Below are 24,590 nucleotides of genomic sequence, written 5' to 3'. Positions count from 1 at the left end.
TGAGCCGATGCTTCCTCGCCAACTCGCGGACAGAGGTTCGTGAACAGTGCGAAGAGGGGTGTTGCCGGGCGCCCGCGTGGATATGGTGCTCAGGCAGGGACCGTAGGAGGACTGAGCGCAGAGCGACCGGGGGTTCACGCGTGCCGACCGCCATAGCCGTGACCGACCCCGACCTGGTGCTCGCCTCGCCCGACCGGCACACCCCGAGCGCGGCCGTGCTGCCCGTCGGCGCGGCCCCCGACGCGTATCCGCTGGACCGCGCGCTCACCGACGTCCACACACTGATCGAACAGCACGGCTACGTGATCGTGCTCTGCCCGCGATCCGTACCGGACTCCGTCGTGCACCGGCTGCATTCCGTCCGCTCCGTGCTCGAAAGTGACCGCATAGCCATCCTGCGGCCGGAACTCCCGCCGCTCGGCCTCGCCGTACTCGCGCTGCAACTGCGCCAGTTGTCCATCTGCGACTTCAGCCCCGGCGTGCTCGCCTCCGCCGGGCGGCTGCTCGCCCACTACGTCCACGCGGGCGCCCTGCTCGGCTCCGTCGCCAAGCTCGACCGCGTCGCCGTCCCGCTCAAGGCGCACGCCACATCGTGGTCGCCGAACGCCCAGTTCGCCGTCGTGGCCTCGCCGCAGCCGCAGCTCCTGCGCGTCACCGGCGCCGAGACACCGAGCGGCCCCGCCTTCGGCACGCGGATGTACTACGCCGCCGGGCAGCTCCCCACCGACTGGGTCACCACCGCGCTCGCCCCGGCCTGGCGGGTGTCGGGCGCGACCGAGGCACCGCTGCCCGCCGAGTCGCCGCGCTGGTGGGCGACGGGGCGGAAAGGCCACCCCGGCAAGATCGTCGAGTTCGCCGCCGCCATCCCCGACATCTCCGTGCTCTACCAGCTCGTGTCGTCCGTGCGGCGCGAGGCGTGCCACTGGTGCGGGCTCGAACTCATCGGCGACCGGTGCGGGTTCTGCTCCGCGCCGCTGGCCACCGGCGCGGTTCCCGAGCGCGCGGGGCCGGCCCGGACCCCACTGGCGCCGGCCGCCGCGTCCGGGCGGCCGGCACTGCCCCGGGCCTCGCACCACCGATGACGTCCCCGTTCCACCGCCCCTGACCAGCTGAGATCCCTGTCCGCCTACCGACGAGGTTGTCCGGTCCATGAATTCACGTCAGCGCCGCGGCGTCATCCTTCTGGTCGTCTCGGCCCTGTGTGCCGTCGGCGCGTTCGCCGGTGTGCTGTCCGTGATCCGCGACGTGAACTCCAAGGTCGGGCCCGAGGTGGCCGCGTACCGGCTGAAGGAGGACGTGGCGCCGTACAAGGAGCTGACCGACGACCAGTTCGAGGAGGTGGAGATGCCCGAGCGCTGGCTGTCGAAGACCGCCGTCAAGAACCTCCGCGAGGTCCGCGGCAAGATCGCCGTCACCCAGCTCAAGAAGGGCTCCCTGCTCCAGAGCGACATGGTCGTCGCCCGGCCCGAGCTGGAGCCGGGCCAGCAGGAGATCGCCATCATGATCGACGCGGAGACGGGCGTCGCGGGAAAGATCGACCCCGGCGCGAAGGTCAACATCTACGCCACCTTCAAGGCCGAGAACGACAAGCAGCGCGACCGCTCCGAGGTCATCGTCGAGAACGCCGAGGTCATCGACGTGGGCAAACTGACCCCGATCGACCAGCAGGGCACCGGCGACTCCGGCAGCCGCACCCGGCGCCAGGGCGAGGCCGTGCCGATCACGTTCGCGCTGAGCGCGGGGGACGCGCAGCGGGTGGCGTACGCGGAGTCGTTCGCGACGCACGTCCGGCTGGCGCTGGTGGCGCCGGGGGCCGAGGGGAAGATCGCGCCGGAGGACCGGTCGTACACGTTGAGCGAGGCCAAGTGATGCGGGTCTGGGAAGCCTGTCCGGCACATCAAGCCTGTCCGGCACATCAAGCCTGTCCGGCACATCAAGCCGGCCCGGCACATCAAGCCGGTCCGGCACATCAAGCCCCTCCGGCGATTGAGGAGCGGGGTCCGGGGCGGAGCCCCGTGGCCCGGGAATCAGCGCCCTCGAAGGGAGAACGCCGATGACTACGAGGATCCTCCCGGCCGCAGGCGAGCCGGAGGCGGCCCGCGCCCTGGTCACCCTCCTCTCCCAACTCCCCGACACCGAACCCGCCCCACCCGTCGCCGACTCCACGGCCCTGCTCGACACCCTGGCGAGGCTCGCCGCCGAGTCCCTCGACGAACTGCCCGAGGTCGTCCTCGTACACGAACGGATCGGCCCCGTACCGGCGTTGGACCTCATCCGCGACCTGGTGCTGCGCTTCCCGGCCGTCGGCGTCGTCCTCGCGACGGCCGACACCAGCCCCGCGCTGCTCACCGCCGCGATGGACAGCGGAGCGCGCGGCATCGTGGCGTTCCCGCTCGGCTACGACGCCCTCGCCGAGCGCGTCCACGCCGCGGCCTCCTGGTCGGCGGGCATGAGGCGGCACCTCGCGGGCGGTACGGGCGCGGAGCTGATGCCCGCGGGCGGCGGCGGCCGGGTCGTCGCCGTGACCGGGGCGAAGGGCGGGGTCGGCACCACGCTGGCGTCGGTCCAGTTCGCGCTCGCCGCACGGGCGTCGGGCAAGGCGGTGGCCCTGCTCGACCTGGACCTCCAGTCGGGGGACGTCGCCTCGTACCTGGACGTCCAGTTCCGCCGCTCGGTGGCGGACCTGGCGGCGATCCGCGACATCACACCCCGCGTCCTCCAGGACGCCGTCTTCACCCACGAGACCGGCATCGACCTGCTGCTCGCCCCCGCCGACGGCGAACGCGGCGAGGAGGTCACCGACCGTGTCGCCCGCCAGGTCGTGCACGCCCTGCGCGCCCGGTACGAGGTCGTGGTCGTCGACTGCGGTACGCAGATGGGCGCGGCGAACGCGGCGGCGATCGAACTCGCCGACCAGGCGGTGCTCCTCGTCACCCCGGACGTGGTCGCCGTCCGGGCCGCCAAACGCATGGTCCGGCTCTGGGACCGCCTCCAGATCCGCAAGGCTGAGGAAACCCTGACGGTCGTCAACCGGTACGCGCGCTCCGCCGAGATCCAGGCCCCGCTCGTCGAACGCGTCACCGGCACGAAGACGGCCCGCGCCACCGTCCCCGCCGCCTACAAGGAGCTCCAGGCGGCCGTCGACGCGGGCCGCATGCAGGACCTCGACAACCGCTCCACCGTCAAACAGGCCCTGTGGACCCTGGCCGGCGAACTCGGCCTCGTCACCGCCCCCGCCCCGGAGGCGACGGGCCGCCGCTCCCGCCGCCGCGCCGGCGGCGACAAGGGCGCGGTGACACTCGAATTCGCGGCGATGTTCCCGCTGGTCCTCGTCGTCCTCGCGCTGATGTGGCAGTGCGTGCTGTACGGCTACACGTACTCCCTCGCCGGGAACGCGGCGGACGAGGCGGCACGCGCCGCGACCTCGGCGCAGGCGGGCGGCGGGGACTACGGCGCGGCCTGTGCCGCGGCGGGCAGGGAGCACCTTCCGTCGGCCTGGCAGGGGGCGCAGATCGGCTGCGGGACCGAGGGCGCGCTCATGAAGGCCAGGGTCGAGGTCGACGTGCCCGTGTTCTTCCCGGGGGTGAACCCGGGGTGGAAGGTCACGGGTGAGGCGGGCGCGGCGTCCGAGGCGGACCAGTGACAGCGCCCGGGCCGCCCGAACCTCCCGCGCCCCGGGCGCTGAAGTGGGACGACCGCGGTGTCTCCATGCTGGAGTTCGCCGGGTTCCTGCCCTTCCTCCTCGTCATCGGCCTGGCCGCGATCCAGCTCGGCCTCGTCGGCTACGGGGCGAACCAGGCGGGGAGCGCGGCGCGGGCCGGGGCCAGGGCGGAGTCGCTGAACGAGGGGACGGGCGCGGCGGCGGCCGTCGGCTCGGTCAGCGGCTGGCTGGACCCGTCCCCGTCGATCGCGACCGGCGACACCGTCACCGCGACCGTCACCGTCCACGTGGGCGCGATCATCCCCCTCTTCGACGGCTGGGACATCCACCGCTCCGCCACGATGCCGAACGACCGCTCCGGCGACGCAGCCGGCGAAGGGAGCTGACACGAGATGAGCCTGCGCTCCCGGGTCGTAGCCACCCGCGACACCCCCACCGGCACACCCCCGGACCGCGACGAGGGCCTGATCGCCGTCTACCGCGCCAAACTCCTGGAGGAGATCGACCTCGCCGAGATGTCCTCGCTCCAGGCCGCGGACCGCCGCGTCCGCCTGGAACGCGTGCTCGGCCACATCATCAGCCGCGAGGGCCCGGTCCTCTCCTCCACCGAGCGCACCCAGCTCATCCGCCGGGTCGTCGACGAGGCCCTCGGCCTGGGCATCCTCGAACCCCTCCTCGCGGACGCCTCCATCACCGAGATCATGGTGAACGGCCCCGACGCGATCTTCGTGGAACGGGCGGGACGGGTGGAACAGCTCCCGCTCCGCTTCGCGTCGCCGGAGCAACTGATGCAGACGATCGAACGCATCGTCTCCACCGTCAACCGCCGCGTCGACGAGTCGAACCCCATGGTCGACGCCCGCCTCCCCACCGGCGAACGCGTCAACGTGATCATCCCGCCGCTCGCCCTGACCGGCGCCACCCTCACGATCCGCCGCTTCCCGCGCGCGTACAGCCTGACCGAACTCCTCGAACTGGGTTCGCTCGACGAGCACATGCTGATGCTGCTCGCGGCGTTCGTCCGCTCCCGCTTCAACATCATCGTCAGCGGCGGCACGGGCTCCGGCAAGACGACCCTGCTCAACGCCCTCTCCGCCCTCATCCCGTCGCACGAGCGCATCATCACCATCGAGGACTCGGCGGAGCTCCAGCTCCAGCAGGAGCATGTGATCCGCCTGGAGTCGCGCCCCGCGAACGTCGAGGGCAAGGGCCAGGTCACCATCCGCGACCTCGTCCGCAACAGCCTGCGCATGCGCCCCGACCGCATCATCGTCGGCGAGGTCCGCGGCGGCGAGACGCTCGACATGCTGCAAGCCATGTCGACGGGCCACGACGGCTCCCTCGCCACGGTCCACGCCAACACGGCCGAGGACGCCCTCACCCGCCTCCAGACGCTCGGCTCCATGTCGGAGGTCGACGTCCCCTTCGAGGCGCTGCGCGACCAGATCAACTCGGCCGTCGACGTCCTCGTACAACTCACCCGGCACGCGGACGGCTCCCGCCGGGTCAGCGAGATCGTGCTGCTCGTCTCGCACGGCAGGGAACAGTTCACGATCGCCCCGGTGACGCGCTTCGTGGCGCAGCCGTACGTCTCGGGCACCACGGACCTGGAACGCCGCCGCGTCCACGGCTACTACGAACACCTTCCGCTGCCGCGCCGCCTCGCGGACCGGCTGTACGTGGCGGGGGAGTCGGTGCCGCCCGCGTACGGGGTCGTGGAGACGGTGGACGCACGGCATACGAGGGAGGCGACGGGGTGACACCGGTCCGGGCAGGGACGACAGCTGAACGCGTACGGGAGGCGACATGACGGACACGGCCCTGATCGCCCTCGGCGCCACCTTGCTGACCTGCGTCGTCGCCATCGCGGGCGTCCACGTCTACGCGTCCGGACGCGCCCAGCGCCAAGCCCTCGTCGACCGCCTGGACGACTACCGGGCGGGCGACGGCGGCGGCTCCGGCACGATGGGCGGCCGCGTCCGCCGGTTCGCCGCCGTCGACCGCCGCCTGCGCCGCACCCGCCTGGGCCGCGCCGTCCACCTCCGCCTGTCCGCGACGGGCCTCGACCTGACGGCGGGCGAGTTCTCCGTCTACGTGGCGGCGGTCGTCGCCGCTCTGTGGACCCTGGCGGCGGCGACGCTGGCCCCGTTCTTCGGCCCGATCGCGGGGGCCGTCGCCGTCTGGGCGGCGGTCATCTTCCTCAACTGGCAGCGCCAGAAACGCATCGAGGCGTTCATCAACCAGCTCCCGGACGTGGCCCGCCTGCTCGCGAACGCGACGGCGGCAGGGCTTGCCCTCCGCACGTCGCTCGCGATGGCGGCGGAGGAACTCGAAGCCCCGGCCGGCGAGGAGCTGAGCCGGGTGGCGGACCAACTGGCGCTGGGCCGCTCGGTCGACGACGCGCTGGACGAACTGGCGGGCCGCCTCCCGTCGCGCGAGCTGATCGTCCTCGTCACGACGCTGGTCCTGGCGAACAAGGCGGGCGGCACGGTCGTCTCCTCGCTGCGCAACCTCACCCAGACCCTGGAGGACCGGAAGGAGACCCGGCGCGAGATCCGCACGATGCTGTCGGAGGTGAACGCGACGGCGTTCACGGTCCCGCTCCTCGGCCTCGGCTCCCTCCTCCTGATCAACTCCTCGAACGAGGGCGCGCTCGCGAAGGTCACCGGCTCCCCCCTCGGCCAGACCCTGATCCTGATCTCCCTCGGCCTGTACGGGATCGGCTTCTTCGTGATCCGCCGCCTGGGAAAGATCGAGGTCTGAGCCATGTACGCAACGATCCGGGCCGGATCCGAGTCCCCGACGATCGAGGTCTGAGCCATGTCGACAACGGTTGCGGGCCTGCTCCTGGCCCTGCTCGCGGGCGCGGCGGTCCTCGGCGTCTTCACCGGCGTCCGGATGTACCGCGCCGAGGCCAAGGTCCCCAGCGACCTGGCCCTCGCCCTGGAGGTTGGCGCCACCCGCGTCTCCACGACGGGCTCGGCGGTGGACCGCCTCGGGATGCGCTTCGCGCCGCTCGTCCTGCGCCTCATGGGCCCGCGCCGGGTGGACGCCAAGCGCCGCAAGATCGACATGGCGGGCAACCCGGGCGGCCTGACCATCGACCGGTACGGGGCGCGCCGCGCGGTCTACGGCGTGTTCGGCGTCGTCATGGCGCTGGTGTTCCTCTCCAACGGCAGCCCGCTCCTCGCCCTCCTCACCCTGGCCTTCGGCGCGCTCGCCGCGGACGCGCTGATCTGGCAGGCGGTACGCGAACGCAAGGAGGTCATCGACCGCACACTCCCCGACTTCCTGGACGTGCTCGCCGTGGTCGTCTCGGCGGGCCTCGGCTTCCGCCAGGCACTCGACCGCGTGGCGGAGAAGTACGAGGGGCCCTGGGCCGACGAACTCCGCATCACCCTGCGCCAGATGGACATGGGCGTCCCGCGCCGCCAGGCCTTCGACGAACTGCGCCGGCGCAACGCGTCCGAACAGGTCGCCCAATTCGTCTCGGCGCTCCAGCAGGGCGAGGAACTGGGCTCGCCCATCGCGGAGACCCTGATCCAACTGGCGACGGACATGCGCCGCACCGACGCCCAGAACTCCCGCCGCCGCGCCGCGAAGACGATCCCGAAGGCAACGATGGTGACCCTGGTCTTCATGCTCCCCGCCACCATGATCCTGATCGCGACGGGCATGTTCCTCGGCTCGGGAACCAACTTCGGTTCCATACTGGGTCGTTGAACCCCTCCTCTCTCACCGAATGACTGGCTACAGTGAAAGTGAGCAAAGGTTGGCTATTGCGAACGGCGCCCCGGGCTGAACTCCGGACTTGAATGACCGGGGCATGACGAAAGCGGTATCAGGGCAGCAGGGAAGGGAGCTGGCACGCGATGACGCCCCGGGCAACACCTAGACAACTTCCGGTCAAGCCCGATCCCTATGTTGGCGAAACCGGGTGCGCAGGGTCGCAGTTCGCGTACGTTGCGTGTGTTGTTCTGGTTGCCCTGGAGGACGTGGCGGAAGGGGGTCCCCGTGATCAAGGACCGAGTGCGCGGGACGTGGATGACGTGGACGAGTGCGCTGGGGGAGCGGGTCCGGGGGGCACGGCGAGATGCCGGGGCCGGGTTCGTGGAGTATGCGGGGCTGATGATTCTGATCGCCGGGATCTTCGTGGCCATCGACAGCCTCGGACTGGACGGCCTGATCTCGGGCGCGGTCCTGGACGCCATCTCCAACGTCATCGGCGGCTGACGGAGCGCTGCCTCCGTTCGTGCAGGCGCGTGCGTCTCCGCACTCGTCTGCCTGTGCGCCTGCGGGACGACCGGGGATCGACGCTCCCGATCTACATCTGGGTGACGGCGATCCTGCTCTTCGCCGCGTTCGCCTTCTTCGCGTTCGCCCAGGCGGCGTCGGCGCGCAACGGGGCGCAGTCGGCCGCCGACGCCGCCGCGCTGGCCGCCACGCAGTCCGTGCGCGACGAGCTGCTCGACGACCTGATCCAGTCCGTGGGGAACGAGGACGAGGACTGGATGGACCGCCTCGACCCGGGCTCCTTCGACGGACTCAACGCGGGGCCGGCCGACGCGGCCGCGAGCGACCTGGCGGCGCAGAACGACGCCACCGTGGCCTACGGCCCGGCCTTCAGGCTGGTCAACGGCTACCCGGGGTACGAAGTCGGCGTCGAGACCCAGTCCACGGTCGGTGACACGATCATCCCCGGCACCGAGTCCATGCATGCGACGGCGCACGCCACGGCCGTGCTCAAACCCCGTTGCGACTTCGACACGGAAGCCGACCCGGAAAAGCCCCTCGAACTCCACTGCGACGGCGCCCTCGGTGACGTGATCATCGACCCCGAGGACCTCGACCCCGCCGACCTGCCCGACGCGTCCGACCTGTTCTCCGTCCACCTGGCCGACTGACGAAGCGAACGACGAGAAAGAGGGAAGCCCCAGCCATGAAACTTCGGCGTACGACGACGGGCCGCCGGTCCCTGACCATGGCGGCGATCACGGCGGGGCTGGTACTCACGGTCGCCGGTTGCGGAGGCGACGGCGACGGAGGCGGCGACAAGGCGAAGGACTCCACCGCGTCCACGACGGCGTCGGCCGACGCGGGCGGCGGCGCGGAAAGCTCGGCGCCTCCGGCCGAGGACGAGAACAAGACCCTGGCCGAGGTGAAGGGCGAGAACGGCATCACGCTGACCGTCTCCTCGGCGGCGCGCGACGCGGGCGGCTTCGTCACCGTGCAGGGCACGGTGGCCAACGGCACCGGAAAGGCGTGGGTCCCGGTCAACTGGCGTGGGGACGAACGCGAATTGATGGGCAACGGCGGCTCCATCGCGGGCGCCGCCCTCGTGGACGAGGCGGGCAAGAAGAAGTACCTCGTCCTGCGGGACACGGAGGGGCGCTGCCTCTGCACCCGCTTCACCGGCGGCGTGCGCAACGGTGAGACCGCCACCTGGTACGCCCAGTTCCCGGCCCCGCCGGAAGGCACGACGAAACTGTCGTTCCAGGTCGGCGCGATGCCCCCCGCCCTGATCGAGATCACCGAGGGCGACTGACATGCCCCGACGAAGCGTGACCGCAGCGCTCACGGTGGCCACGGCCACAGTCGTCCTCACCACCGCGACCGCCGCCGGCCCGGCGGTGGCCGACGACCCCACCCCCGCCGGCCAGGCGACCAGCGCCCCGCCCGGCACCACGACGACGTCCCCGCCACCCCAGGTGGACGCCAACAGCCCGGGCCTCAAACTCGCCGACGGCGCGACACTCGCCCCCGCCAAGGTCCTCGACATCAAATCGGTGGTCGAGGACCTCTCCGGCGACGAACGCCGCTCCGACACCAACGAGAACGTCACCTTCGCCCTCCAGGCCGAGGTCCTCTTCCCGAAGGACAGCGCCAAACTCAACCCGGACGCCCGCTCCCGCATCCAGACGATCGCGGACGAGATCAACACGCAGAAGGCGGGCGCGGTGCGGGTCTTCGGCTTCACGGACAACCTGGGTTCGTACGCCCACGGCCTGACCCTCTCCAAGAAGCGCGCGGAAGCGGTCCACGACGAACTGACCGCGGCGCTCGGCGCCGAGGGCGGCAACATCACGTTCCAGGTCCGCGGCTACAGCGAGGACTATCCGATCGCGGACAACACGACGGAACAGGGCAGGAAGAAGAACCGCCGAGTGGAGGTGTCCTTCCCAAAGGGAGGCTGAACGGGCCCCGCGGCCCGCTCAGCCCTCTCGAATCAGTCGGCGGTGCTGTGGAAGATGCCGACCGCTTCTGTCACATGCATGGCGCGCTCGGCCCAGGCGGTCAGCTGATCCGCGTCTGTACAGGCGAGTACGCGCTCCCGCACGCTTCTAGGCACGTCGAGCTCACGCCAGTCAAGGATGCGCAGAACCATCTCGGCCTGTGTCTCGACCCGCCCTTCCTCACGCCCCTCCTCGCGCCCTTCCTCCCGCACCTTCTCGGCGACGTCGTGCCGGAAGAAGTAGTGCATCTGCGACATTAGTTCCCTCCACAACTTCCTGGCCTCGTCGTCCACGAGACCTGCCTCCACGAGCATCGCCAGTACCGCCGCGCTCTCGGGTTCGACGCGTTCAAGCGCCGCCGCCAGCGTCTTCAGTATCGCAGCGGCATGCGCGTCGTTACCATGCGTCATCGCCGAGAGTGCGGCCAGTGATGGATTCCGCACGGCTTCGTCCTCGTCGGCGATCACCGGAACGGTGTCCGGTCCGAGGACCAGCGGCCGCACCGTGAGCGAGGCCCACCCGGGTAGCCCGAATCTGATGGGCCGCGCCGCCCATCGCGCCGTCGACCTGCTCTGCGTCAGCACGATCAGTACGGGCTGGCACTGGTACTTCTCGCGCAGGTAGCCCAGGTAGTAGGCCCAACTGCCCCATTTCCGCTCGTCCTTCTTGCCCTGAGACTCCAGGACGATCAGAAAGTCACCCTCGTCCGTGTCCACCCGTACGAGGCTGTCCACACGACGCTCGACCGGCTCGATCTCGGTGAGGTCGGTGTTGAGCACGGCGAAGTCGCGCGGCTCGGGAAAGGGCACCCGGAAGAGGCGCTCGAAATTGCGGATCAGGCCGACGGTGTCCTTCTGGAAGACCCGGTGCATCGCCTCGTGCGAAGAGCTCACCATCACGCGGCCCCGAGCGCGCACCACACGTACTTGCCGCTGTCCCCGCACGTCGAGGACGGCTGCCAGCCCCACTCGTCCGAGCACGCTCCGACGAGCGCGAGGCCCCGGCCCCGTTCGGCGTGGAGGAGGTGCGGGGTGGGAGGGCGTGGTGGCGTCGGGTCGGCGTCCCAGGCGCCGACCCGCAGCAGCCCGTCCTCCCAGCCGAGCCGCAGGGCCGCGGGCCCCTTGGTGTGCTGCACGGCGTTGCCCACCAGCTCCGTGGCGAGAAGCTCGGCCATCTCGGTCAGGGCGTGCAGCCCGTGCGCGTGGAGCACGAGCCGCAGCGTGTGCCGGGCGACGGTGACGGCTCTGGGGTCCTGCGGGATGTGGAGTACGTACTCCCAGGGGGAGGAGGCGTATCGAGGCATGGCTGAACTCCGTTTCAGATGAGGGGATGCCCACGGCGATGGACGCGCACCCGTACTCGGATGCGCAGCGTTGCGTTCCGTCACGGACCGTATGCCTGAAATTTAAGGGGCCGCAAGCGGGTCGCGTACTCTGCCACCCGAACGAGGCGCACAGCACTACGAGTTGGATCGAGGGACCGGTACATGGCGACGAGGCGTCATCCCACCGCGCGGCACCTCCGCCTCGGCGCGGAGCTGCGGAAACTTCGGAACGCCGCCGGGCTCAAGGCGACCGAGGCGGCGGCTCTGCTGGGCGCCAGCTCGGTTCAGATGAGTCAGATCGAATCCGGTGTATCCGGCGTGAGCGAGGAGCGCGTGCGCCGCCTGGCCGCGCATTACGCCTGCGCCGATGCCGCTCACGTCGACGCACTGGTCGCTATGGCGACCGAGCGCACGCGCGGCTGGTGGGAGGAGTTTCGCGGGGTCCTGCCCTGCGTGTTCCTCGATGTGGCGGAGACCGAGCACCACGCGACGTACCTGCGCGAGGTGGTGACGACGCACGTGCCGGGCCTGCTCCAGACGCCGGACTACGCCCGCGCCGTGTTCGGCTACATGGTGCCGGAGCTTCCCGAGAGCGAGCTGCGCCCTCGCGTCGAGCACCGTATGCGGCGCAGAGCCATCTTCGAGGGGGCCGACCCGACACCGTACGAGACGATCGTGCACGAGACGGCGCTACGGATCCTCGTGGCCGACCGCCGCACCGCCGTGGCCCAACTCAGGGGCATCCTGCGCGAGATCGAACGCGGGCACGCGAAGGTGCGGGTCATCCCGTTCGAGAGGGAGGGTTTCGCGGGCGCCGGCATCGAGATGATGTACGTGGGCGGCCCCCTGGCCCCGCTCGACACGGTGCTCCGCGACGCGCCGCACGGCACCGCGTTCCTCGATGCCGAGTCACAACTGGGCCGGTTCCGTGCGCTGCTGCATAAGGTGGCGAAGGCGGCCTTGGAACCCGTGCCGTCCCGCGACTTCATTCACCAGCTGGCCAAGGAACTGTGAGGCGTACGGCATGACGGAGCCCCTGCACTGGCAGAAGTCGACGTTCTCGGGGGGCGGTGACGGCAACACCTGCGTAGAGGTGGCGGCAGCCGCCGGTTCCATCCATCTCCGCGAAAGCGACGACCCCGCACAGGAGATAGCCACGACCCCCGCGGCCCTCTCCCACCTCCTGCGCACCCTCAAGGACCCCCACCGGTGACCGACATCCCCTCCGACCTGACCTGGACCCGCGCGGCCCCCGAGGACGCGGAGGGCCCCGGACCTTGGATCGAGATCGCGTTCGGCGCGGGGGACCTGGTGCATCTACGGGAGACGTCCGACCCCGCGACGATCGTCACCACCACCCGCACAAAATGGGACGCCTTCGTACTGGGCGTACAGGCCGGCGAGTTCGATCACTTCGTCGCCGGTCCGGCCTGAACCCTCACTCCCACACCCGCACCGGCAGCGCGTCCACCCCGTACACGATCGACAGTTTCCGGAACTCAAGTTCGGCCGTGGGGACCGAGAGCCGCATCTCCGGGAACCTGCGCACCAGTTGGGGGAACGCCGCCCGGAGTTCCATCTTGCCGAGTTCCGCCCCGATGCAGCGGTGGATCCCGTAGCCGAAGGCCAGGTGCGAGGAGGCGGGCGGGCGCGCGGGCAGGAATGCCTCCATGTCCGCGCCGAGGCGCGGGTCGCGGTCCGCCGCGCTGAGGGAGACGATCACGACGTCGCCCCCGGCGATCCGGACCCCGCCGACCTCGACCTCTTCGCGGGCGAACCGCGGGAACGCCGTCTGGACCACCGTGAGATGGCGCAGGAGTTCGTCGACGAAGGGGGCCGCCACCGCCGCCGGGTCCTCCGCGTCGCGCAACGCGTCGAAGTGCTCGCGGTCCTGGAGCATGATCAGCGTGCCGAGGGCGAGCATGCTCGCGGTGGTCTCCAGGCCGCCGGTCAGGACGCCGTCGGCGAGGCCGGTCAGCTCCTCGTCGGTGATGGTGTCGCCGTGTTCGCGCACCAGCATGCCGAGGAGGCCCTCGCCCGGGTCGCGCCGCTGTTCGGCGACGACCCCGCGCAGGTAGTCCAGGGACTGCGACACCGCTCCGAAGGACGCGCCCGCCCCGCCCAGCACGTCGAACCGGGCCACCGAGAACTCCTGGAACGCCTCGCGTTCCTCGTACGGGATGCCCAGCAACTCGCATATCACCAGGGCCGGTACGGGCATCGCGAAGTGCTCGACGAAGTCGGCCGTGCCGTCCCCCGACTCGTGCGCCGCCTTCTCCAGGTGCAGCAGCTGCTCCTCGACGATGGCGTGGATGCGCGGTGTCAGGCGCGACAGGCGGCGCATCGTGAACTCGGGGGTGAGCAGGCGGCGCAGCCGCGTGTGGTCCGGCGGGTCGCAGAAGCCGAGGCCGCCCGGGTTCTGGTCGGCCCCGGCGCCGCCCACGCCGACGAGGTGGCGGAAGTCGTTGCTGAACGCCTTCGCGTCGCCCAGGACTTCCCTGGCCTCCTCGTAGCCGGACACGAGCCAGACCGTCATGCCGGGGATCGGCAGTCTGCTGACCGGTTCGCGCTCGCGCAGCGCGGCTATCTCGGGGACCGGGTCGAGGCCCTCGCGGCGCAGCGGCAGGAGCGCCGCGTCGGGCAGCCTCGCCAGCACGGACAGATCGAGGCTGCCCCCCTTCTTCCGCAGCCGGGAGAAGTAGAGACGGGTCAGCCAGGTCGCTATCGCGGAACGTACGGACATGTGCTCGCATTTCTGCGGTGGGACAGGATGGGCCTACGGGTACCTGGACGGGTACGTGGGGGCCGTGGTTCTGACGGGGCGCGGGGGTTCGCCAAGGGTACGTGCGTTCCCCGGGCCCTTCGGAAGAGGGGCCGCCCCCGCATCGCCCCTGGGGCCAGCCCTACCGCCGCCGCGTGGAAATGGGGATGATCCGGGCCCCGCCCCCTGCGACCATCGAGCCATGAGCAGCAAAGACGCCGACGCCCACCCGAACGGCCTCGACCCGAACGGCCTCGACCCGAACGGCCTCGACCCGAACGGCCCCCGCAGCAACGGCACCCCTTCGCACCGCCGCGACTTCGAGGAACTCGTCGCCGAAGCCGTCGCCGAGCCCACCGAGGGCTGGGACTTCTCGTGGTTCGAGGGCCGGGCCACCGAGGCCCGGCCGTCCTGGGGCTACGCGCGCGCGATGGGGGAGCGGCTCGCGCGCGCAGAGGCCGCCCTCGATCTGCAGACGGGCGGCGGCGAGGTCCTCGACGAGGCGCCGGTGCTGCCGCCGCTGATGGCCGCGACCGAGGGCTGGCCGCCGAACGTCGCGAGGGCGACCCGGCGTCTCGGGCCGCGCGGCGTGGTCGTCGTCGCGTCCCCCGAGGACGCCCCGTTGCCGTTCGCGGACGCGGCGTTCGACCTCGTCACGAGCCGCCACCCGGTCGTGGCGCGGTTCGCCGAGATCGCGCGTGTGCTGCGGCCCGGCGGCACCTACTTCGCCCAGCACGTCGGCCCGAGCAGCGTGTTCGAGCTCGTCGAGTACTTCCTGGGGCCGCAGCCGGAGGAGACCCGGCGCGCCCGGGACCCGTACGCGGAGAAGGCGGCGGCCGAGGCGGCGGGTCTGCAGGTCGTGGACCTGCGGGCGGAGCGGCTGCGCATGGAGTTCCACGACGTCGGCGCGGTCGTGCACTTCCTGCGCAAGGTCGTCTGGATGGTCCCGGGGTTCACCGTCGACGCGTACCGGCCACGGCTTCTCGCGCTGCACGAGCGGATCGGGAAGGAGGGGCCTTTCGTGGCGCACAGCACCCGGCACCTCATCGAGGCCCGCAAGCCCTCGGCATGAGACCTTCGCAGGTCACGCCGGTGCCGACGGCCTGAAGCAACCGATTCCGCATCGTTATCGAGACGCACTCGATCCACACGTAAACCTCACGTAAGTTCAGACCAACGGCAATTCGCGTGAGCAAAGCTGCGCGCCGGCACCGCGCGGTGGAGGGGGCTGCGCGGTGCCGTCCGCGTCTCCCGTTCGGCGCCCGCCGCCCGATGGGCGTACCCCGAATGCGCCATCCCCGCCCGGCCGCCCCGCCGCGACCCCGCCGCCCCGGCCGCGCGTCAACCGCGCGCACCACCCGGGAGAGGGACAGTGAAATCCCGGCGCTGCCGCCGGGAAGCGGGGGTCGAATCTCCGGGCGACCCCGCTGAGCAGCGGCCGGAAACGCGCGGCCCGCCGTCGCCGGGTGACTGCGGAGAGTAGTTGTGACACGCGGATGCGCGCGCCCGCACTTACGAAGGGTTATGGTGGAAACCCCCCCTCGGGCCGGTCCGTCTCCCCCCCCCACGGACCGGCCCGTTTTTTCTTTCCGTCCTCCCAGGCGTTGCAAGGGGCGGTTCAGCCCCGGTTTGCCCAGATGTTCGTGCCCGGCGTCGAGACCGCGAACGAGTCGATTTCGGTCAGCTCCGCGTCCGTGAGCTTCGGACCCGCGAGCGCCGCCACGTTCTCCTCCAGCTGCTTCACGCTGGACGCGCCGATCAGCGCCGACGTCATGCGCTCGTCGCGCAGCACCCACTGCAGCGCGAGCTGCGCGAGCGACTGGCCGCGCCGCGACGCGATGTCGTTCAGACCGTTGAGGCGCCGCACGACCTCGTCGCTCAGCAGATCGGGGTCGAGCGACTTGCCCTGCGTGGCGCGCGAACCCTCCGGGATGCCCTTCAGGTACTTGTTCGTCAGCAGGCCCTGCGCGAGCGGCACGAAGGAGATGCAGCCCATGCCGGCCGCCTCCAGGGTGTCGAGCAGGTGGTCGTCCTCGGTCCAGCGGTTGATCATCGAGTACGACGGCTGGTGGATGAGGGCGGGCACGCCCATCTCCTTGAGCAGGCGCGCCGCTTCGGCCGTCTGCTCACTCGTGTACGAGGACACGCCGACGTAGAGCGCCTTGCCCTGCTGAACAGCCGATGCGAGCGCTCCCATCGTCTCCTCGAGCGGAGTCTCCGGGTCGAAACGGTGCGAGTAGAAGATGTCGACGTAGTCCAGGCCCATCCGGTCCAGGGACGCGTCGAGCGACGACAGCAGGTACTTCCGGCTGCCCCACTCGCCGTACGGGCCGGGGTGCATGAGGTAGCCCGCCTTGGTCGAGATGACCAGCTCGTCCCGGTACGGGGCGAAGTCCTGGGCGAAGATCTTGCCGAAGTTCAACTCGGCGGAGCCGGGCGGCGGACCGTAGTTGTTCGCCAGGTCGAAGTGGGTGACGCCCAGGTCGAACGCGCGGCGCAGGATGGCCCGCTGGGAGTCGAGGGTGCGGTCGTCACCGAAGTTGTGCCACAGGCCGAGCGAGACGGCGGGCAGCTTCAGGCCGCTGCGGCCGGTGCGCCGGTACTCCATCGCGTCGTACCGGTCGCCCGCGGCGACGTAGGGAGAGGTGTCGTTCATGAAGACGAAACTACGTCAGGGCAGGCCGCCGGGGTACGGGCGGAAGGGGTCCCGGCGCGGGGGTAGGCTTTCGCCCTCGGGGACCGCCGTCTGCACGGAGAGGCTGAGAACACCGTGAACCTGCGCGACAGGCTGCGCCGCCTGCTGGTCGGGCTTTACGCACGCCGGGTGGAAGGCCACCTGGACCACGACCAGGCACCCAAGCACATCGGCGTCATCATGGATGGCAACCGACGCTGGGCGAAGGCCGCCGGCTCCACCGCCGCGCAGGGCCACCAGGCGGGTGCCGCCAAGATCGAGGAGTTCCTCGGCTGGTGCAGCGAGACGGACGTCGAGGTCGTCACCCTGTGGCTGCTCTCGACGGACAACTTCGACCGGCCCCAGGAGGAGCTGGTCCCGCTGCTCGCCATCATCGAGGGCGTCGTGCGCACGCTCGCGACCGACGGCCGCTGGCGCGTGCACCACGTCGGCGCCGCCGACATCCTCCCCTCCGGGATGCAGACGGCCCTCAAGGAGGCCGAGGAGGCCACCGCGGACCGCCCCGGGATACTGGTCAACGTGGCCATCGGCTACGGCGGCCGCCAGGAGATCGCGGACGCCGTCCGCTCGATGCTCCTCGACGCCGCCGACAAGGGCGCGAGCCTGGAGCAGGTCGCCGACGACGTCACCATCGACCTGATCGGCCGCCACCTCTACACCAGCGCCCAGCCCGACCCCGACCTCGTCATCCGCACCAGCGGCGAGCAGCGGCTCTCCGGGTTCATGCTGTGGCAGACGGCCCATTCCGAGTACTACTTCTGTGACGTCTTCTGGCCGGCGTTCCGCAAGGTCGACTTCCTGCGCGCGATGCGCGACTACGCCGCCCGGCACCGCCGCTTCGGCGGCTGATCCGGCGTCACCCCCCTCGTACCCGCCGGACGGGCGGGACGGGGAGCCAAGCGGGTCACCAGGAGTTAACGCACGCGTCGTCCTATGCCGTGGCATGGCTGCGCGTGTTCGAGGGAATAACCCCTCCAGGTCGGTGTCCGAACCACGGACACCGGTTCTCAGCGGGCGGCACGGGGCCGCCCGCCCGGGAGGCCCTTTGCACCAGGACGACCGTACGCAGACGAGTACGGACGCGACTTGGAGGGCCGGCTCTCGGCCCCGCGCAGCGCGGCCGTCGACCGGCAGGTCGCTCCCGCCCTCCCGGCCCGGGATTCCCTCCGTCGCTCCCCGACCTCTTCCGAGGGGGTACGTCCTTCCGTGGTGACCAGCAACAAGCGCCACCAGCCCGACCGGCGCACCTATGTTCTCGACACCAGCGTCCTGCTGGCCGATCCGAACGCCATGACCCGTTTCGACGAGCACGAAGTGGTGCTTCCCGTCGTCGTGGTCACGGAGTTGGAGGCCAAACGGCACCACCCGGAGCTGGGGTACTTCGCCCGGCAGGCGCTGCGCCTGCTGGACGACTACCGCATCCGCTTCGGGCGGCTCGACGCCCCGATCCCCACCGGGGACCTGGGCGGCACGCTCCGCGTCGAGCTCAACCACTCCGACCCCAGCGTGCTGCCCTCGGGCTACCGCCTCGGGGACAACGACTCCCGCATCCTCGCGGTCGCCCGCAATCTGCAGGCCGAGGGGTTCGACGTCACGGTCGTTTCGAAGGATCTGCCGCTCAGGATCAAGGCATCCTCGGTCGGCCTCCTCGCCGAGGAGTACCGCGCCGAGCTCGCCATCACGGACTCCGGCTGGACCGGCATGTCCGACCTCTCGCTCCCCGCCGAGCAGGTGGACCTGCTCTTCGAGGAGGAGAGCGTGTACGTCCCCGAGGCGGCCGAGCTTCCCGTGCACACGGGCCTGACGATCCACTCCGAGCGGGGCAAGGCCCTCGGCCGCGTCACGCCCGAGGGCAACGTCCGGCTGGTGCGCGGCGACCGGGAGGCGTTCGGGCTCAAGGGGCGCAGCGCCGAGCAGCGGATCGCGCTCGACCTGCTCCTCGACCCGGACGTCGGCATCGTCTCGATGGGCGGCCGGGCCGGCACCGGCAAGTCCGCGCTCGCCCTGTGCGCGGGCCTGGAGGCCGTCCTGGAGCGGCGCCAGCACAAGAAGGTGATGGTCTTCCGGCCGCTGTACGCGGTCGGCGGGCAGGAGCTGGGCTATCTGCCGGGCTCCGAGGCCGAGAAGATGGGGCCGTGGGCGCAGGCCGTCTTCGACACCCTCTCGGCGGTCACCTCCCGCGAGGTCATCGAGGAGGTCACCTCGCGCGGCATGCTGGAGGTGCTGCCGCTCACCCACATCCGGGGGCGCTCGCTGCACGACGCCTTCGTGATCGTGGACGAGGCCCAATCCCTAGAACGCAACGTGCTGTTGACCGTGCTGTCCCGGATCGGGGCGAACTCGCGGGTGGTCCTCACCCATGACGTCGCCCAGCGCGACAACCTCAGGGTCGGCCGCTACGACGGTGTCGTCGCCGTCGTCGAGAAGCTCAAGGGCCATCCGCTGTTCGCGCACGTCACGCTGACCCGCTCGGAGCGGTCGCAGATCGCGGCCCTGGTGACCGAAATGCTGGAGGACGGTCAGATCTAGGCCGATTGGCCCTACTTGGCGCCGTCCGGAGAAGCCAGAGAGCTTATCCGGGCGGCGCCTTGCTGCGCCCGCATTTCCGAAAAAGCGCTGGGGCAAACGAGGTGTGACCTTTCACACCCGGCACAGAATTGCCTTGCGGCGTATGCATACGGCAGAGTCTCGGTTCCGTCAGGCCCCGCATACGACACTTGTGTACCCCCAGCGGTACGGCGTCACCGCAGCATCAGCTGCATCTGAACTTCATAGCGATCGTCGTATGCCGCCCGAGCACCATGCGGCGCTCCCCGAGCGGGAGTTGCCCACCGGGCCCGTGCCTCCCGTGACCCGTCAGTTGGGAGGCCAGTGCCAGGGGCACGATCGCGTCCGCGAGGGTCACACTTCAGCGGGCGATGCTGGAAGGAAACCGTGTGAGCCGGATCTCGGTCCGGGGATTCGCAGTGGCTTCGGCCACCGCGGTCACCACCGTCGGCGCCGTCGTGGGTGTTGCCTCGGGCAGCACCGCTCAGCCCGCCTCGAACGAGGCAGGGGCAGCGGTCGGCGACGCGACCCTCCTCGCGGACATCCCCGCTGGACAGCAGGCGCAGGTGCAGACCGCGTCGCTGACCCAGCAGGCACAGACGCAGGCCATCGCGGCCGACAACGCGGCGCAGAAGACGGCGGAGGAGACGGCCCGCAAGCAGGCCGCCGAGGACGCCATCGCCAAGCAGCAGGACGCGCAGGCCGCCAAGGAGAAGGCCGAGAAGGCCGCCAAGGAGGCGAAGGCGCGCGAGGAGGCCGAGAAGGTCGCCAGCCGCTCCGCCACCCGCGACGCGTCCAGCTTCTCGGTCCAGTCGTCGTACTCCGTCGGCCAGATCCAGGCGATGGCCCGCCAGATGGTGCCCGCCGGTCAGTTCCAGTGCTTCAGCAACATCGTGAACCACGAGTCGAGCTGGAACTACACGGCCACCAACGCCTCCTCCGGCGCGTACGGTCTCTTCCAGGCGCTGCCCGCCTCCAAGTACTCCTCCGCGGGCGCCGACTGGCAGACCAACCCGGCCACCCAGATCAAGTGGGGCCTCAACTACATGAACGAGCGGTACCAGAGCCCCTGCGGCGCCTGGGACTTCTGGCAGGCCAACCACTGGTACTGAGCCCGCGCTCGACCTCGCTCAACCTCGCGGAGCCCCTCACCGTCCTACGGTGCAGGGGCTCCGTCGTTGTACCGTCTTGATCCACGGGCTCTGGGGGGAGTGGTCGGAGCGCACGGGGGAAAGGGACGGATCATGTCGCGTGTGCCAGGCTGGCTCGGGAGAGTCGGCGCCGAAATAAGCAAAGTGGGCGAGCGCTTGGACGAGCGCCGGGCCGAGGGAGACGCCTTGTCCGCCGATGAGTCGCGTGACGAGTCGCCGCACGACCAGGTGCCCCCGCCGCCCGCGTACGCGCCCGCCGTGTCCGCCAGGCCCGAACCGGCCGCCGCCGTGCCCTGGGGGCTGAGGGTCGCCGCCGAGGCGTCCTGGCGCCTCCTCGTGCTGGCCGGCATGGTCTGGGTCCTCATGAAGATCATCGCCTCGGTGCAGCTGGTGGTCTTCGCCTTCGTCGCGGCGCTGCTCATCACCGCGCTGCTCCAGCCGACGGTGGCCCGGCTGCGCCGGCACGGCGTGCCCCGGGGGCTCGCCACCGCCCTCACCGCCATCCTCGGCTTCGTCATCATGGGGCTCGTCGGCTGGTTCGTCGTCTGGCAGGTCCAGGAGAACATCGACAACCTCTCCAGCCAGGTCCAGGACGGCATCGACGAGCTGCGCAAGTGGCTGCTCAACAGCCCGTTCCACGTCACCGAGGACCAGATCAACGACATCGCCAAGTCGCTGCGCGACGCGGTCGGCGCCAACACCGACGAGATCACCTCGGCCGGGCTCGAAGGCGTCACCGTCATCGTCGAGGCGATGACCGGCATCCTGCTCGCGATGTTCTCGACGCTGTTCCTGCTCTACGACGGCAAGCGCATCTGGGAGTGGACGCTCAGGCTGTTCCCGGCGCAGGCGCGCCCCGGGATCGCCGGAGCCGGGCCGCGGGCCTGGCGCACGCTGACCGCGTACGTCCGCGGCACGGTCATAGTGGCGTTGATCGACGCCATCTTCATCGGCCTCGGCATCTTCTTCCTCGGCGTGCCGATGGCGGTGCCGCTCGCCGTCTTCATCTTCCTGTTCGCGTTCGTCCCGCTGGTGGGCGCGGTCGTCTCCGGCGCGCTCGCGGTGGTCGTGGCGCTCGTGACGCAGGGCGTGTTCACCGCGGTGATGGTGCTGGTCGTGGTCCTCGCCGTGCAGCAGATCGAGGGGCACATCCTGCAGCCGTTCATCCTCGGCCGCGCGGTGCGGGTGCATCCGCTGGCCGTCGTCCTCGCGGTCGCCGCCGGCGGGATGGTGTCGGGGATCGGCGGGGCCGTGGTGGCGGTGCCGCTCGTCGCCGTGACCAACACGGTGGTCGGGTATCTGCGGTCGTGGTCGCAGGAGGCGGCGATCAAGCAGACGCCTGCTCCGCACGGGGCGACAGCGGTGGACGTGGCTCCGGTTGATCCCCCGAGCGATCCTTCGTAGGGGCTGGGCGCGCAGTTCCCCGCGCCCCTGAGAAACGACGACGGCCCCCCGCTCGCGCGGGGGGCCGTCGTCGTTTTCAGCGTGTTACGCCAGCGCCTCTTCGGCATCAAGGGTGACCGCGACGGCCTGGATGACCGAGGCGATCTTGAAGGCCTCCTGGACGACCTCGCGCGAGACGTCCGCCTTGCGGAGCACCTGCTCGTGCGAGTCCAGGCACATGCCGCAGCCGTTGATCGCGGAGACCGCGAACGACCACAGCTCGAAGTCGACCTTGTCGACGCCCGGGTTGCCGATGACGTTCATCCGCAGGCCCGCGCGCAGCGTCCCGTACTCGTTGTCCGAGAGCAGGTGGCGCGTGCGGTAGAAGACGTTGTTCATCGACATGATGGCGGCGGCCGACTTGGCGGCCTTGTACGCCTCCGGCGACAGGTTCGCCTTCGCCTCGGGCTCCAGCTCGCGCAGGACGCGCGGGGAGCGGGCGGCGATGGCGGTCGCGAGGACCGTGCCCCACAGCTGCTGGGCCGGGAGGTCGGAGTTGCCGATGACCGAGCCCAGGTTGAGCTTCAGGTCCTTGGCGTAGTCCGGTATGGCGGACTTGAGTTCGTCGAGAGCCATGTCAGTGCTCGTACCCTTCCGTTTCCGTCACTCGCCCGAGAGCAGCGCGACCGGGTCGAGGGTCTCGTCGCCCTTGCTCCAGTTGCAGGGGCACAGCTCGTCGGTCTGCAGGGCGTCGAGGACCCGGAGGACCTCCTTGGGGTTACGGCCCACGGAACCGGCGGTCACCATCGTGAACTGGATCTCGTTGTTCTGGTCGACGATGAAGACGGCGCGCTGCGCGAAGCCGTCCTCGCCCTCGATGCCGAGGTCACGCATGAGCTCGTGCTTCGAGTCGGCCAGCATCGGGAAGGGCAGGTCCGTCAGGTCCGGGTGGTCCTTGCGCCAGGCGTGGTGGACGAACTCGGAGTCGCCGGAGAAGCCGAGGATCTGGGCGTCACGGTCGGCGAACTCCTCGTTCAGCTTGCCGAACGCGGCGATCTCGGTGGGGCACACGAAGGTGAAGTCCTTGGGCCACGCGAAGACGATCTTCCACTTGCCCTCGTAGGTCTTGTGGTTGATCTGCTCGAACTCCTTGCCCTTCTCCAGGGAGACACAGGCGGTCAGGTCGAACTCGGGGAACTTATCTCCGACAGAAAGCACAAAAGCCTCCGATGGTGCTGGGTTGGACGAATGCCACCCTGCCACAGCGGGGATCATGCAGGGAAATCGATCACTCCGGTGAATCTGATAGGGGATGCCGATCAGTGGGGGCCTGAAAAAGGAGTGCGGACCCGAAAAAGGTCAATGGTGGTACTTCTTCACGGACTTGTCCTTCGCCGTGCTGTCCGCCGCCTTCTGGATCGCGGTGATCGCCTCGGCCGGCGCGAGGCGGTCGGCCATCATCTCGCCGATCAGTCCCGCGATCTTCTCCCTGTTGAGGGTCTGGTACCAGTCGGTGCGCGGCGAGACGATGTGGGTGCCCGCCGCCTTCAGCGCCGAGGCCGCGGAGGCGAGCCCCGACGGCAGACGCAGGCCCTCGTCCGCACCCCGCACCGTGGTCAGCGTGGACGAGGCGAGGGTGAACTGCTGGGCGACCTCCTTGCTGAGCATTCTGCGCAGCAGTTCCATTCCGCCTTGCGGATTCTTCGCGTCCCGCGGGATCACGAACGCCTCGCCGACCTGGGCCCAGAGCGTCTCGAACGGCATCGCGTCCGAACCGTCGAGGCCGGACGGGGGCGCCACGGTCATCTCGAAGCCCCGCGGCGTGGTGGCCTTGGCCTCGGTCTCCACCCAGGTGCCATTGGGGATGAACAGCGCGCGGCCCTTGGTCCAGGCGGTCTGCGACTCGATGTGCGTGAGGCCCGGGGTGCCGCGGAGCACATAGCCCTTGGCCGCCAGCTCGTGGTACGCCTCGAACGCCTGCTTGACGGCCGGGTGGCGCCAGGCGTTCGGCTCCAGATTGTCGATCGCCGTCAGGACGTCCGCTCCGCCGATCTTCGCGATGAACGGATACAGGGTCCACTGGAGGTAGTAGGGGTACGCGCCCGCGTACGTCCAGCCCGCGATGCCCGACTTCTTCGCCTCGGCGCACAGCCGCAGCATCGCGTCCCAGGTCCTCGGGTACTCCCAGCCGTGCTTGCGCAGGAGGGAGTTGGAGTACCAGACCCCGAACACGGTGTAGGCGTAGTTCAGCGACCAGATCTCGGCGCCGCCGAACCTTCCCTTCTCCGCCACGCCGGGGATCAGGGTCTCGCCGACCGTGGTGGCCGGATCGTCGTAGGAAGGCGCGGCGAGCAGCCTCCGGAGGTCGGTCAGCTGGCCGCGATCCGCGAGGGCCGCGGTGGGCAGCGAGCGGGCGCCGGTGTTGTCGACCAGGTCCGGGGGTGTGCGGTCGAGGAAGCGTGTCTGGAGCCGCGTCTGGATGTCCTGCGTGGTGACGTGCTTGAGCCTCGCGCCGGGGAACGCCCTCTGGTAGCCGGCCTCCGCCTTCTTGACGTACTCGACCCCCAGGCCGCCGTCAAAGACGACGACCTCCAGTGGCGCCGAACCGCTGACGCCGAAGGGGTTGTCGGGCGTCCTCGTGCCGGAGCCGGCCTTGGCCGGGTCACGCCGCTCGCTCCCGGAATTCGCGCAGGCGCTCAGCGCGGCCGCCGCGGGAGCGGCCAGCAGGCCGGCTGCCAAGGCGCGTCGGATCAGCTCGCGGCGATTCATTTCTGGCACGGTCCCCATGGTTCGCGTCTCGCCTTCTTCAGGGCATGAGTCGATTTCGACGGAGCT

General features: G+C 70.4%; 26 protein-coding genes. 19 read left to right on the top strand and 7 right to left on the bottom strand.

Annotated features, from left to right (window positions below):
- Window positions 1–140 precede the first annotated feature (140 nt).
- From C1N81_RS19875 to C1N81_RS19825, 11 genes are all read left to right on the top strand, one after another.
- On the top strand, window positions 141–1,082 hold the full coding sequence (locus C1N81_RS19875; protein ID WP_394430959.1) for a hypothetical protein: 942 nt from the start codon (window positions 141–143) through the stop codon (window positions 1,080–1,082).
- A gap of 67 nt (window positions 1,083–1,149) precedes the next feature.
- Window positions 1,150–1,869 carry a Flp pilus assembly protein CpaB gene (cpaB, locus tag C1N81_RS19870; protein ID WP_394430957.1) on the top strand — a complete coding sequence of 240 codons (720 nt, stop codon included), beginning with the start codon at window positions 1,150–1,152 and terminating at the stop codon, window positions 1,867–1,869.
- A 184-nt stretch (window positions 1,870–2,053) separates the two neighbouring features.
- On the top strand, window positions 2,054–3,643 hold the full coding sequence (locus C1N81_RS19865) for an AAA family ATPase (RefSeq protein ID WP_394430955.1): 1,590 nt from the start codon (window positions 2,054–2,056) through the stop codon (window positions 3,641–3,643).
- A gap of 65 nt (window positions 3,644–3,708) precedes the next feature.
- Complete coding sequence (locus C1N81_RS19860; protein WP_394438067.1) at window positions 3,709–4,047, top strand: TadE/TadG family type IV pilus assembly protein; 339 nt, start codon at window positions 3,709–3,711, stop codon at window positions 4,045–4,047.
- Between the two features lie 6 nt (window positions 4,048–4,053).
- The gene (locus C1N81_RS19855) at window positions 4,054–5,421 is read left to right on the top strand and encodes a CpaF family protein (protein WP_394430953.1); all 1,368 of its coding nucleotides are present in this window, start codon (window positions 4,054–4,056) and stop codon (window positions 5,419–5,421) included.
- A gap of 46 nt (window positions 5,422–5,467) precedes the next feature.
- Window positions 5,468–6,424 carry a type II secretion system F family protein gene (locus C1N81_RS19850; protein ID WP_394430951.1) on the top strand — a complete coding sequence of 319 codons (957 nt, stop codon included), beginning with the start codon at window positions 5,468–5,470 and terminating at the stop codon, window positions 6,422–6,424.
- 57 nt (window positions 6,425–6,481) lie between these two features.
- Window positions 6,482–7,384, top strand: a complete 903-nt coding sequence (locus C1N81_RS19845) for a DUF5936 domain-containing protein (protein ID WP_394430949.1) — start codon at window positions 6,482–6,484, stop codon at window positions 7,382–7,384.
- Window positions 7,385–7,705: 321 nt separating this feature from the next.
- Window positions 7,706–7,894 (top strand): hypothetical protein, encoded by a 189-nt coding sequence (locus tag C1N81_RS19840; RefSeq protein WP_394438065.1) that lies wholly within the window; start codon window positions 7,706–7,708, stop codon window positions 7,892–7,894.
- A 29-nt stretch (window positions 7,895–7,923) separates the two neighbouring features.
- Window positions 7,924–8,565, top strand: a complete 642-nt coding sequence (locus C1N81_RS19835) for a pilus assembly protein TadG-related protein (protein WP_394430947.1) — start codon at window positions 7,924–7,926, stop codon at window positions 8,563–8,565.
- A 35-nt stretch (window positions 8,566–8,600) separates the two neighbouring features.
- Complete coding sequence (locus tag C1N81_RS19830; RefSeq protein WP_394430945.1) at window positions 8,601–9,206, top strand: hypothetical protein; 606 nt, start codon at window positions 8,601–8,603, stop codon at window positions 9,204–9,206.
- Between the two features lies 1 nt (window position 9,207).
- The gene (locus C1N81_RS19825) at window positions 9,208–9,855 is read left to right on the top strand and encodes an OmpA family protein (RefSeq protein WP_394430943.1); all 648 of its coding nucleotides are present in this window, start codon (window positions 9,208–9,210) and stop codon (window positions 9,853–9,855) included.
- A gap of 32 nt (window positions 9,856–9,887) precedes the next feature.
- Here C1N81_RS19825 and C1N81_RS19820 read toward each other — a convergent pair whose 3' ends face one another.
- Entirely contained in the window at window positions 9,888–10,790 is a 903-nt protein-coding gene (locus C1N81_RS19820) for a hypothetical protein (protein ID WP_394430941.1), read from the bottom strand.
- A complete protein-coding gene (locus C1N81_RS19815; protein ID WP_394430939.1) occupies window positions 10,790–11,197 on the bottom strand; it encodes an ATP-binding protein in 408 nt (135 codons plus the stop codon). The genes C1N81_RS19820 and C1N81_RS19815 overlap by 1 nt, the downstream gene beginning before the upstream one ends.
- Window positions 11,198–11,380: 183 nt before the next feature.
- On the opposite strand from C1N81_RS19815, the gene C1N81_RS19810 reads away from it, so the two are divergent.
- Genes C1N81_RS19810 through C1N81_RS19800 form a run of 3 tightly spaced genes read left to right on the top strand, consistent with a single transcriptional unit; the run spans window position 11,381 to window position 12,652 of the window.
- Complete coding sequence (locus C1N81_RS19810) at window positions 11,381–12,232, top strand: helix-turn-helix domain-containing protein (protein WP_394430937.1); 852 nt, start codon at window positions 11,381–11,383, stop codon at window positions 12,230–12,232.
- A gap of 10 nt (window positions 12,233–12,242) precedes the next feature.
- Window positions 12,243–12,431 carry a DUF397 domain-containing protein gene (locus tag C1N81_RS19805; RefSeq protein WP_394430936.1) on the top strand — a complete coding sequence of 63 codons (189 nt, stop codon included), beginning with the start codon at window positions 12,243–12,245 and terminating at the stop codon, window positions 12,429–12,431.
- The gene (locus C1N81_RS19800; protein WP_394430934.1) at window positions 12,428–12,652 is read left to right on the top strand and encodes a DUF397 domain-containing protein; all 225 of its coding nucleotides are present in this window, start codon (window positions 12,428–12,430) and stop codon (window positions 12,650–12,652) included. Before C1N81_RS19805 ends, C1N81_RS19800 begins: the two co-directional genes overlap by 4 nt.
- A gap of 4 nt (window positions 12,653–12,656) precedes the next feature.
- On the opposite strand, the gene C1N81_RS19795 is transcribed toward C1N81_RS19800, so the two are convergent.
- Window positions 12,657–13,961 carry a cytochrome P450 gene (locus C1N81_RS19795; protein WP_394430932.1) on the bottom strand — a complete coding sequence of 435 codons (1,305 nt, stop codon included), beginning with the start codon at window positions 13,959–13,961 and terminating at the stop codon, window positions 12,657–12,659.
- A gap of 220 nt (window positions 13,962–14,181) precedes the next feature.
- On the opposite strand from C1N81_RS19795, the gene C1N81_RS19790 reads away from it, so the two are divergent.
- A complete protein-coding gene (locus tag C1N81_RS19790; RefSeq protein ID WP_394430930.1) occupies window positions 14,182–15,051 on the top strand; it encodes a class I SAM-dependent methyltransferase in 870 nt (289 codons plus the stop codon).
- Between the two features lie 546 nt (window positions 15,052–15,597).
- Here C1N81_RS19790 and mgrA read toward each other — a convergent pair.
- Complete coding sequence (gene mgrA / locus C1N81_RS19785) at window positions 15,598–16,635, bottom strand: L-glyceraldehyde 3-phosphate reductase (RefSeq protein ID WP_394430928.1); 1,038 nt, start codon at window positions 16,633–16,635, stop codon at window positions 15,598–15,600.
- A 114-nt stretch (window positions 16,636–16,749) separates the two neighbouring features.
- On the opposite strand from mgrA, the gene C1N81_RS19780 reads away from it, so the two are divergent.
- The 4 genes from C1N81_RS19780 (at window position 16,750) to C1N81_RS19765 (ending at window position 21,776) form a co-directional block, all read left to right on the top strand.
- On the top strand, window positions 16,750–17,523 hold the full coding sequence (locus C1N81_RS19780) for an isoprenyl transferase (RefSeq protein WP_394430926.1): 774 nt from the start codon (window positions 16,750–16,752) through the stop codon (window positions 17,521–17,523).
- A 357-nt stretch (window positions 17,524–17,880) separates the two neighbouring features.
- A complete protein-coding gene (locus C1N81_RS19775) occupies window positions 17,881–19,203 on the top strand; it encodes a PhoH family protein (RefSeq protein WP_394430924.1) in 1,323 nt (440 codons plus the stop codon).
- Between the two features lie 389 nt (window positions 19,204–19,592).
- Window positions 19,593–20,333, top strand: a complete 741-nt coding sequence (locus C1N81_RS19770) for an aggregation-promoting factor C-terminal-like domain-containing protein (protein ID WP_394430922.1) — start codon at window positions 19,593–19,595, stop codon at window positions 20,331–20,333.
- A gap of 132 nt (window positions 20,334–20,465) precedes the next feature.
- Entirely contained in the window at window positions 20,466–21,776 is a 1,311-nt protein-coding gene (locus tag C1N81_RS19765) for an AI-2E family transporter (protein WP_394430920.1), read from the top strand.
- 84 nt (window positions 21,777–21,860) lie between these two features.
- On the opposite strand, the gene C1N81_RS19760 is transcribed toward C1N81_RS19765, so the two are convergent.
- The 3 genes from C1N81_RS19760 to ngcE form a co-directional block, all read right to left on the bottom strand.
- The gene (locus C1N81_RS19760; RefSeq protein ID WP_394430918.1) at window positions 21,861–22,391 is read right to left on the bottom strand and encodes an alkyl hydroperoxide reductase; all 531 of its coding nucleotides are present in this window, start codon (window positions 22,389–22,391) and stop codon (window positions 21,861–21,863) included.
- Between the two features lie 27 nt (window positions 22,392–22,418).
- On the bottom strand, window positions 22,419–22,973 hold the full coding sequence (locus C1N81_RS19755; protein WP_394430916.1) for a peroxiredoxin: 555 nt from the start codon (window positions 22,971–22,973) through the stop codon (window positions 22,419–22,421).
- Window positions 22,974–23,114: 141 nt separating this feature from the next.
- Window positions 23,115–24,542, bottom strand: a complete 1,428-nt coding sequence (ngcE, locus tag C1N81_RS19750) for an N-acetylglucosamine/diacetylchitobiose ABC transporter substrate-binding protein (protein ID WP_394430915.1) — start codon at window positions 24,540–24,542, stop codon at window positions 23,115–23,117.
- Between the last annotated feature and the right edge of the window lie 48 nt (window positions 24,543–24,590).

This window comes from Streptomyces sp. SGAir0957 (assembly GCF_043523415.1).
The sequence above is the reverse complement of the archived record's forward strand: the minus strand, read 5'-3'. Positions and strand labels throughout refer to the sequence as shown.